This is a genomic window from Collinsella aerofaciens, assembly GCF_027679495.1.
GTDB classification, from domain to species: domain Bacteria; phylum Actinomycetota; class Coriobacteriia; order Coriobacteriales; family Coriobacteriaceae; genus Collinsella; species Collinsella aerofaciens_AK.
The window spans coordinates 1-1,925 of record NZ_JAQEKC010000054.1; the positions used below are offsets into that span (position 1 = coordinate 1).

A 1,925-nucleotide genomic window follows, 5' to 3' on the forward strand; every position below is an offset into this window, starting at 1 on the left:
GGCTCTTGACAGCGGATTGGGTCATATGAGCGAAAGCCCGCCAGGGCGAGCAAGGTGTCCTGAAACGAGGCGGCATTGACCTTCTGGTCATGCCGCCGAAGTTGAAAGGCAGATTGCCGCTCTGGCGGGCTTGCAGCGTCGAGCAGTTGCGGCGTTTGGTAAAACGCCGCAACGAACTAGCTCAGCATTGCATCCATCATCTCGGAGTTGACGGAGTCGTCGGCAGACCACACACCGTCGTCGTTGCAGGTGTACTTGAAGATAACCGTGGTCTTCCTGGGCTCGGTGGCCTTGGTCACATCGACCATAACCTGACCGGCCATCTTGTACAGCTCGTCATCGGAAGGAGCCGTGTCAAGCGCGGCGACCTTCTCCTGATACTGGGTGGAGAAGTCCTCGACGATCTTGTTCATAGATTTGCAGGTGATGGAGACCTCGGCGGTCGCGACACCCTTGTCCTCGTCGACCGTCACGTCGCCGATCTTGTAGTCAAAGCCCTCAAGATAGGTCTTGGCGTACTCCTTGGGATCGATACCCAGCTGCTTGAACTCGTCGCCCGAAGCCTCCTCCAGACCAGAGAGGAAGTCGTCGCCACCGTTCTTGACCTCGTCAAACTGCGTCGTAAGATCCTCGGTGATGAGCTCCTCAACCGAAGGACCTCCACAGCCGGAAAGCACGACCACGCATGCAACCAAGACGGCCATGAGGGGCGCAAGCAGCAGCTTCTTTTTCATGTTGTTCCTCCCAATGAGCGGCACCGCGCTTCCCGGACGCGGCACACGTTGTAATAAGTAAGCCCATACTATCCACTTATGAACACCCTCGGCAACGCGAAGGCGCGGTCGGTTCGTTTTAGCGTCCGAACGGTTTGCAAGCCCGCCCAACGCGCAATAAAACGCTTCCCCACGGTGCAATAAAAAAGGTGGCCGGAAAACCCGACCACCCTTGCACATCCTTTGAACGCCGCAGTTTACTTGCGGACGACCTTAACGATGGCGTCACCGGCGGCGACAGCGGAGTCGGCCTCGACGGCGAGTTCGACATCGGCAAACTCGGCGGTGTTGGACACGGCCACGACGACGCAGTCCTTGTAACCGGCGGCAGCAATCTTGGCGCGGTCGATCTTGAGGATGGGCTGGCCGGCCTTCACGACGTCGTCAGCCTTGACGAAGCCCTCGAAGCCGTCACCGTTCATGTTGACGGTATCGACGCCAACGTGCACCAGAACCTCGATGCCGCTATCGGACTGCAAGCCCACGGCGTGACCCATGGTGACGGTCACCTTACCGTCGCAGGGAGCGTAGACCAGATCGTCCTCGGGCCACACGGCACAGCCCTTGCCCAGAACCTCGCCACCAAAGACGGGATCGGGCACGTCGGCCATCTTGATGACCTTGCCCTTGACGGGCGAGCACAGCACGTCGGCGCCAGCAGAAGCAGAGATGGAGGCCGGAGCAGCGACAGCCGCGGGCTCAGCCTTCTTCTTGAACATGTCAAACAGACCCATACGTTTTCTCCTCTTGATTAAGCGCAACGTTGTGCGCATGCCTACAGTAATTATAGTGCCAAATGGTTCAAATGCTAAGGTGGGGACTCGAATCGCGAGCCCTTCCCGGTAGTGCTCGTGGGACGAGCATCTCCTTTGCATTGCGGGTCGATAAGCCGAGTATCGTCTGCGCACGGGACGGGCAGAAGCGGGCGCACCAAACCCGATACTTCTTTTCGCTCTCGAGTCCTGTCGCCGCCCCGTCCCTGACACTTCCTGACACCGACCGAAGCGTGCCAAAATAAACCTGTCCCTTTTTGGTAGGTTTGGCGAGCGTGGATTTTTGGACGCTTAACTAGCGAACGTGGATAATCTCCTACTTGGGGGTGCGGACGATTTCTTGGACCGCGCCTAGGCGTATCCAAGCTTCCTGCGGTAC

The 1,925-nt window shown here is 58.5% G+C and carries 2 protein-coding genes; both read right to left on the minus strand.

Annotation, left to right across the window (positions count from 1 at the left end):
• Positions 1 to 176 precede the first annotated feature (176 nt).
• Entirely contained in the window at positions 177 to 734 is a 558-nt protein-coding gene (locus tag PGW49_RS10285; RefSeq protein ID WP_270226433.1) for a hypothetical protein, read from the minus strand.
• 236 nt (positions 735 to 970) lie between these two features.
• A complete protein-coding gene (locus PGW49_RS10290; protein ID WP_270226434.1) occupies positions 971 to 1,507 on the minus strand; it encodes a PTS sugar transporter subunit IIA in 537 nt (178 codons plus the stop codon).
• Positions 1,508 to 1,925: the final 418 nt, after the last annotated feature.

Excerpts from the sequence above, each read along its gene's own strand:
- PGW49_RS10285 (WP_270226433.1), bottom strand. The coding sequence starts at position 734 with ATGAAAAAGAAGCTGCTGCTTGCGCCCCTCATGGCCGTCTTGGTTGCA.
- PGW49_RS10290 (WP_270226434.1), bottom strand. The coding sequence starts at position 1,507 with ATGGGTCTGTTTGACATGTTCAAGAAGAAGGCTGAGCCCGCGGCTGTC.